Below are 7431 nucleotides of genomic sequence, written 5' to 3'. Positions count from 1 at the left end.
CAGAGAAGTTAAGCCCACCAGAGCCGATGGTACTGCGGTAACACGTGGGAGAGTAGGTCGGTGCCAAATCTTAAAGAGACCCTGTAGTGAAAACTGCAGGGTTTTCTTGTTTATAAACGGTTTTCAGGAGCTGATGTATATTATCATTTGGAAATCTAGAGGCCGGAATAGTAGTCGTAACCCTGTTCAGCCCAGTAATCCCGTGGCCGGGTATTGCTAAAAGATAATGTTCCGATCCGCTTTAAATTCTTAATCCCATATTTTACAGGAACGATTAATCTAAGGGGAGCTCCATGCTCATTTGTTAAGGGTTGGTCGTTCATCTCGTAGGCCAGTATCGTTTGAGGGTGAACGGCACTTTCCATATCTAATCCTACATAGTATTCCCCATTTGGTGTTTCCAATCCGATATACTTATTTCCGGCATTTTCCTCCATTTTATAATGATCCAGAAAATCAATCAACCTGACCCCTGCCCAATGCTGGATCTGGTCCCAACCTTCAACGCATTTAAAATCGAATATAAGTTCCGTTTTAGGCATAGCTTTAATCTGTTCCAAGCTCACGCTGAGTAAGCTTCCATCTGCATTTTTAACTTTTAGTGCCCATGTATTAACACTGAAACCTTCGTCTTCGATACCAATCATGCTGTTAATACGAACCTTCGTGGCTGCCATTGATTTTGGGTATGTTTTTACCAGGTGCTTATTACTAAAGAAATTTCGAAAGAACAGTTCGCTTTGATTAAGCGCTCTTCGCAGGGGCACTCTGGCTCCGCCGGTAACGGTAGTTACCTCTTTGGGCGAATTATATAACCATTTCCAACCTGCAAACGCGCCCGTGCCGATCGCTGTAAATATACCAAATGATATAAATGTTCTTCTTTTAATCTGCCGTTCTACACTTAGTTCAGCTTGTTGATTTTGATCGGATTGGTCATTCATGTGTTTTCGTTTTAGCTTTATGCGGTGTCTCATTATCTATCACTTCAAATCCTGAAACTACGGACCTGAAATTGTTCCATCCTGCAAGCATTACTTGCACTACATGGATTAGGAAAAAAAACACATAGCCTATAGTTAGTGCAAAATGTATGATACGTGCAACATGATAACCACCACACAACCAGCAGATCCAAAAGAATTGAACGGGCTTATAAATAGCAAGGCCGGTGAATATAGACCCTAAGCCCATAAATATGATTATTGTGTAAGCTATACGCTGTGCGGCATTGTATTTTTTCTGCGGGGGAATCGTTTTACGGATATGTAAATCGTGTAGCAATACCTGCCAGGCTTCGCTAAAAGAGTTTTTCTTGGGTACTAACTCTCTCCAGGCTCCGGAAACGACGGTGTAAATAATATAGAGCATCCCATTGAAAAAAAAGAACCACATAAAGAAAAAATGGAAAGCCATGCCTTCAGCCAATCGCTGTTTAAGGTTTAAGAATTTATAAAACCACTGCGGAAAAAACTGAAAGATCGTGCTACCTAATATGTTAATGCTATATGCATCATTTGCCCAATAGATTAATAGTCCGCTCCATATCATCAACATCAGCATTGGGAAGTTCACCCAGTGTGTCCAGCGCATAACTAAAGAATGTTTCTCCCTGATCTGTTTCATACCGTAATTTAGTTACTTAGTCGTATAAATGTTTAAAACCTTACTCAGTATTTTTTTTGTAAGGTACTAGCATTTGTTTCGTCTATGAGGGAAAGTATAATTAACTAAGGTGTGCTTTGAATTGCATTGTTTAAAAAAATAGAAAAATGAAAAAGATTGTATTCGTCGTTTTTGCACTTGTGTGCATGCAAATGGGTGTTAAGGCCCAGACTGGATTAAAAGTTGGGCAGCAAGCTCCTCAATTTAGTGGTAGAGACCAGAATGGTAATACCGTGGATTTGAAACAGGTGCTTAAAGCCAAAAAATCGGTGGTGTTGTTCTTTTACCGCGGTCAGTGGTGCCCATATTGCAATAAACATATTAAGGAGATGCAGGATTCGCTGCAGCTGCTGACAGGCAAAAATGCTTATGTAATTGGGGTGACACCAGAGACTGAAGAGAACATTAAGGTTACTATTAATAAGACCAAAGCTGGTTTTTCTATGGTGCAAGATGTAGATGACCGGATTATGAAAGCTTATGGCGTAAATTTCAGGATGGATGATGATACTTTTGCGAAATACAAGACGTATGGGGTAAATCTGGATGCCATCAATGGTAATACTCGCCATACGTTACCTGTGCCAGCAACTTATATCATTGGTCCATCCGGCAAGATTAAGTTTGTTCAGTTCGACAGTGATTATAAAAAGCGTGCTTCGGTTAAAACCCTACTTGCTGAGCTGTAATAGGCTGCATCAATTAATTCGATGGATTGTGTCAAGGATTTTTTGATGTAATTTGTCCTTAAAATCTTTGTCGAGTACGAGATCTTTATACTGATCAGCAAGATGTTTGCTCACCATTTTGTTGATCAGTATACTTTGTTGCTGGAAGATTTTACATACTGAGCATCCGGCTAAATGAATTTTTAGTTCAAATTTTTCTTTCAAAGTAATGCTGCTGAGCTGTTGCTTTTCGATCAGGAATGTTGCTTTCCTGCAGTTATAGGCTATTTTCTTTATTGGATCCATCACAACCAGTTTTTTTGAAGACAAGACCTTAGGTTTACTTTCGTACGGTGGATGATTACCCAGAAGTTGGCAGGTGTTACTTTTAACTCCGTGCAGATAAACTCCGTCGCCTCATCATCCAGATGTTTCATGCTAAATACTGAAAACCAGAGGGAAGGAAGTTTTTGCATGCATTGTTGAAGAATCTTATTGAATTCTTTGCTAACGAGGAGGTCTTCGTGCTCAACTGCAAATGGACTTGGCTGATGTTGATTGTTCCAATGTCCATTTTCCGGATCAAAAAAATCCTGCCGATCGTAATCTGTTTCTTCGGTTGACACGGTCTGATTAGACCGGGAAGATTTCTTACGATAGATATCTATAATTTTATTTTTTAGTATCGCGGTAAGCCAGGTCTTTTCCGAACTGATTCCTTTAAAATTATCGAGCTTTTCAAGTCCAGAAAGAAAAGTTTCCTGTACGAGGTCTCGCGCTTGCTCTTCATCGTTAAGTCTGGACATAGCATAGCGAAAAAGGTAATCCGCATATTGACTTACCCATGTTCCAGGGCTAGCTATATTTTTGTCGAAAATGGGGTGCCCCAAGCTATTATCCATTATTTCTTTTGATTCGCATAAATATACTTTTTCTTTTGTTAGTCGTGGTTTACAGAAAAGCCTTACAATAGAAAATGGGATAATTGAAATAAGATGAATCTTGCTATGTGGCGTGGCTGTGCGGAGAATTCAGCTAGCAATTACCGGCAAGTACATTCATCGTCTATATAAATATATTTGCTAATATATTTAACTATTATTATATTGGTGTAATTATGAGATATGTAGTAAAAATAATGAAGTAGCAGTTTAGATTGATATATAGTAATTGCTAACAGGCCTCGCCCCTATAACCTGACAGTTTGATCTCGCGAGCATAAGTTGAGCAACCGAAACCTTATATTTACAATAGGGCTGGTGCTCACTTATGTCTTTTGTGAGGCGCCTTTTGAAAAAAAGGCGGGTTTTGTCAGGACCAAGGGACATTAGATAAAGTGAGTTACCAGCCCTTTCGTTTTTGTAGGGAACTTATTTTTGAGGCTTATTTAATGAATCAATTAAATAAGGTCATATGGAACAGATTTTAAAAAGGCTGAACTTTCAGCCTGCCACTTTAACGATTACAGAGATGGAAAACCCGGAACAAGTACTAGCAACTTTCTTTGAGAATTGTCCTATCCATGAGGTTAGGGAGAATTTATGGGAGATGTATAAAGGTTGGATTTATAACTCAGCTGAATATACAGATCCTGACCAAACAAGAGCAATGATGTCATTTTATACTGAGCTAGTTAATTTTGTAAATGCTGCTTTTTTATCTGCCGAGAAGACGAATGGAAATTAGTGGCGGAGAGGTATGGTGCGGTTGTAATTTCATGGCCCATACTCACAGACCTTGGTTTTCGTTTAAGGGATAGAAAATGTATTATTGTATTCAGTTTATCTTATCGTAGAATTTCTATGACCAACCCTTTAAAGCATATATGCTGGCTGCTGCTTTTATGTAGTCAATCCCTTTTTTCACAAAGTAAGAAGGTAATTCTTCCACCTAACTGGTATAACCTGGATCGGGTAGAGAGTGGCTACTTTGGCATCAGTACTGAAAAGGCATATCGCGAATTGCTGAAAGATAAAAAGCCTAAAAAGGAAATTATTGTTGCTGTGTTGGATGGGGGTGTAGATGTTAACCATGAAGATCTTAAGGACGTAATCTGGACAAATCCGAAAGAGATCCCTGGGAACGGGATTGATGATGACGGCAATGGATATATTGATGATATCCACGGATGGAATTTTATTGGTTCTGCTAAGGGCAACCTCGCTTATGATAATCTGGAATTGGTAAGGATTTACAGGAAACTAACGCCAAAATACAGGTCGATGATTAATGCCAATAATCTGGACAGTCTGGAAAAAACTGAATTTGCGTTATACCGGAAGGTAACAGCTGAGCTTGGAAAGAAATACGATGACGCGCATCAAACTTTCAGGGTATTGGATTTAATCACGAAAATGCTGGATTCTGTAGCACGGGTTAATCAGGTTAAAGTTCCTACACTGGAACAAATGGATGCTTACAAGCCTGCTGATGAAGAAGAGGAACAAGTAAAAAAAATCATTCGCTCTGAAGCGAAGGATAGAATAAGTTTTGAACGTTTCTGGAAAGATATGAGGCAGGCGTACAAAGAATATGATGTGATGTTACGTTACAATTTGAACCCAGCATATAACGAGCGCGAGCAAATTGTCGGGGACGACTACGCCAACGCAAATCAACGTAATTATGGTAATAACGATGTTAAAGGTCCAAATGCAGAACATGGATCGCATGTTTCAGGTATCATTGCAGCGCTACGGAATAACAATATCGGGATCAACGGTATAGCCGATCATGTGAAGATTATGGCGATCAGGATCGTTCCTGAAGGCGATGAACGCGATAAAGATGTAGCGAACGGCATCCGTTACGCAGCAGATAATGGAGCGCGTATTATCAATATGAGTTTCGGTAAGAATTTTAAATGGGACAAAAAAGCCGTGGATGAGGCAGTCAAATATGCTGCATCGAAAGGCGTTCTACTGGTGCACGCTTCGGGTAATGATAACGCCAATATTGATGTTACAGAATCTTACCCGACGCGATATTATGATAGTCCGGAGGCATTGGCTTATCAACAGAAGCTTAAAAAAGATAAGCCAGCAACTCCACTCAGCAAACCTAACTTCAGTCAAATGACAGGAAGGTATGGTGCGGCAAAATTTAATAAAGAGGTTCCTTTGCCACTGGATACACTAAAGTTCAAGTTGCCACATGCTGAAAATTGGATAGAAGTAGGCGCCAGTACTTATAAAGATAATGAGGAATTAAAAGCAGATTTTTCCAATTATGGAAAGCATACTGTCGACGTATTTGCTCCTGGTTTCATGATTAATTCAACGGTGCCGGATTCTAAATATGATGAGTTTGATGGCACCAGCATGGCGGCACCAGTTGTTTCTGGCCTGGCCGCTTTGATTTTGGGCTATTATCCTGATCTCAGTGCTGTAGATGTAAAGCAAATCATCATGCAGTCGGTAGAAAAAATAGCACATAAGGTAAGGTACAAGAATGAAAAGGATGAAGGTGTGCGTCAAAACTTCAGCGACATCTGTATTAGTGGCGGCGTTGTAAATGCCTATCAGGCGTTAAAGCTCGCTGAAAGTTATCGGCCGAAGGCCAAGTAAATACCCGTTACAAACCGTTTATCCTTGTAAATTGCCATTGGTCATAATTTGGTAGTTGGTTCTGCAATATCTATTGATATTTGAGGGGACAATTAAAATTAACCTTCAGATTAATATGAAAAAATTGACTTTTACGCTGCTCAGCTTTCTAATGATGGGGAGTCTCTATGCGCAGGATATAGCTAAAACATGGTATGGCACAATAAGTATTCAGGGTACAGCGTTGCGCGTTGTTTTCAATATCAGTAAAACTGGCGACAGTTATATTACCACAATGGACAGTCCCGATCAAGGTGTTAAAGGGATTCCAACGGACAAGACCACATTTTCAGGAAATCAGTTGATTATTGAAGCCAGTAAGATGGCATTGGTTTATACCGGAACTTACACCTCGGAAAGTAATACGATTACTGGAATATTTAAACAGGGACCGGGCGAACTTCCACTTACGTTAAGTGCAACGGCACCTGAGCCTAAGAAAGTAGTACCACCTGAAGTTAGGCCTCAAGATCCGAAAGATTTTCCCTATAGACAGGAAGATGTGATGTTTGACAATGCTCAGGCAGGCGTTCAGCTTGCGGGCACCTTGACATTGCCAAGCAGTGGAAAGGTAAATAAAATTGTGGTGCTGATCAGTGGCTCTGGCCCACAGAATAGGAATGAGGAAATACAAGCGTTTAACCACAGACCATTTTTAGTGTGGAGCGACTGGCTTACGCGGAATAATATCGCGGTATTGCGGTACGATGATCGCGGGATAGGGAAATCTACGGGGATATACAAAAAGGCAACTACAGCGGATTTTGCATCCGATGCTGAAGCTGCAGTACGTTATATCCAATCCAGAGTAGACTTGAAGACAATGAAGATCGGCTTAATTGGTCATAGTGAAGGCGGATTGATTGCGCCAATCGTGGCAAATCAAAATAAAGCTGTTCAGTTTATTGTGTTACTTGCTGGCCCCGGGATTCCAATTGATGAGTTGCTGCTTGAACAAAATGAGGATCAGGCACGCCTTGCAGGTGCTCCTGCCGACATGATCAAGATGTCGTCAGTTCTGAATAAAACGCTTTATACGGCGGTTAAGAACTATAATGATTTACCGGAGCCTGCGTTTCAGGAAAAAATAGATACTGTTTTACATGATGCATTGAAGGGCTTTCCTGTTGATGCCCTTGGGGGACGCAGCATGGCACAGGTGATCAGCGAGAGTAAGGTACAGGTTTCTTCGATATGGTTTAAGTATTTTGTAGGTATGGATCCTGCTGTCGACCTTAAACGTGTTAAATGTCCGGTTTTGGCTTTAAATGGAACATTGGATAGTCAGGTGCGTAGCACGAGTAACCTTTCAGGGATTAGAAGTAACTTGCAGAAAGCTGGAAACACAAAGTTTGAAATCGTTGCTATGCCTGGCTTGAATCACCTGTTTCAAAAGTCAACAACGGGAGCTGTTTCAGAATATAAAGAAATTGCGGAGACAGTAAATCCTGAGGTATTACAAAAGGTTTCTACCTGGATTAATAGGATATAAG

General features: G+C 40.4%; 8 protein-coding genes. 4 read left to right on the top strand and 4 right to left on the bottom strand.

What is annotated here, in order from left to right; translation table 11 throughout:
- Nucleotides 1-155: 155 nt before the first annotated feature.
- Both CLV32_RS11430 and CLV32_RS11425 read right to left on the bottom strand, forming a co-directional pair.
- Entirely contained in the window at nucleotides 156-944 is a 789-nt protein-coding gene (locus CLV32_RS11430) for a molybdopterin-dependent oxidoreductase (RefSeq protein ID WP_133555500.1), read from the bottom strand.
- The gene (locus CLV32_RS11425; RefSeq protein ID WP_133555498.1) at nucleotides 937-1626 is read right to left on the bottom strand and encodes a cytochrome b/b6 domain-containing protein; all 690 of its coding nucleotides are present in this window, start codon (nucleotides 1624-1626) and stop codon (nucleotides 937-939) included. Before CLV32_RS11425 ends, CLV32_RS11430 begins: the two co-directional genes overlap by 8 nt.
- Before the next feature lie 146 nt (nucleotides 1627-1772).
- On the opposite strand from CLV32_RS11425, the gene CLV32_RS11420 reads away from it, so the two are divergent.
- Nucleotides 1773-2354 (top strand): peroxiredoxin-like family protein, encoded by a 582-nt coding sequence (locus CLV32_RS11420; RefSeq protein ID WP_133555496.1) that lies wholly within the window; start codon nucleotides 1773-1775, stop codon nucleotides 2352-2354.
- Between the two features lie 9 nt (nucleotides 2355-2363).
- Here the strand turns inward: CLV32_RS11420 and CLV32_RS11415 are convergent, their stop codons facing one another.
- Both CLV32_RS11415 and CLV32_RS11410 read right to left on the bottom strand, forming a co-directional pair.
- A complete protein-coding gene (locus tag CLV32_RS11415) occupies nucleotides 2364-2639 on the bottom strand; it encodes a hypothetical protein (RefSeq protein ID WP_133555494.1) in 276 nt (91 codons plus the stop codon).
- The gene (locus CLV32_RS11410; RefSeq protein WP_133555492.1) at nucleotides 2639-3235 is read right to left on the bottom strand and encodes a sigma-70 family RNA polymerase sigma factor; all 597 of its coding nucleotides are present in this window, start codon (nucleotides 3233-3235) and stop codon (nucleotides 2639-2641) included. Before CLV32_RS11410 ends, CLV32_RS11415 begins: the two co-directional genes overlap by 1 nt.
- A 511-nt stretch (nucleotides 3236-3746) precedes the next feature.
- Between CLV32_RS11410 and CLV32_RS11405 the strand changes: the two genes are divergently transcribed.
- The 3 genes from CLV32_RS11405 (at nucleotide 3747) to CLV32_RS11395 (ending at nucleotide 7430) form a co-directional block, all read left to right on the top strand.
- Complete coding sequence (locus CLV32_RS11405; protein ID WP_133555486.1) at nucleotides 3747-4019, top strand: hypothetical protein; 273 nt, start codon at nucleotides 3747-3749, stop codon at nucleotides 4017-4019.
- Nucleotides 4020-4135: 116 nt separating this feature from the next.
- On the top strand, nucleotides 4136-5899 hold the full coding sequence (locus CLV32_RS11400) for a S8 family peptidase (RefSeq protein WP_133555484.1): 1764 nt from the start codon (nucleotides 4136-4138) through the stop codon (nucleotides 5897-5899).
- A 115-nt stretch (nucleotides 5900-6014) separates the two neighbouring features.
- Nucleotides 6015-7430, top strand: coding sequence for an alpha/beta hydrolase family protein (locus tag CLV32_RS11395; protein ID WP_133555482.1), 1416 nt, complete (start codon nucleotides 6015-6017; stop codon nucleotides 7428-7430).
- Nucleotide 7431 lies beyond the last annotated feature (1 nt).

Source organism: Pedobacter duraquae (genome assembly GCF_004362245.1).
GTDB classification, from domain to species: domain Bacteria; phylum Bacteroidota; class Bacteroidia; order Sphingobacteriales; family Sphingobacteriaceae; genus Pedobacter; species Pedobacter duraquae.
Note: the sequence above shows the minus strand (reverse complement) of the source record. Positions and strands in the feature narration are given on the sequence as shown.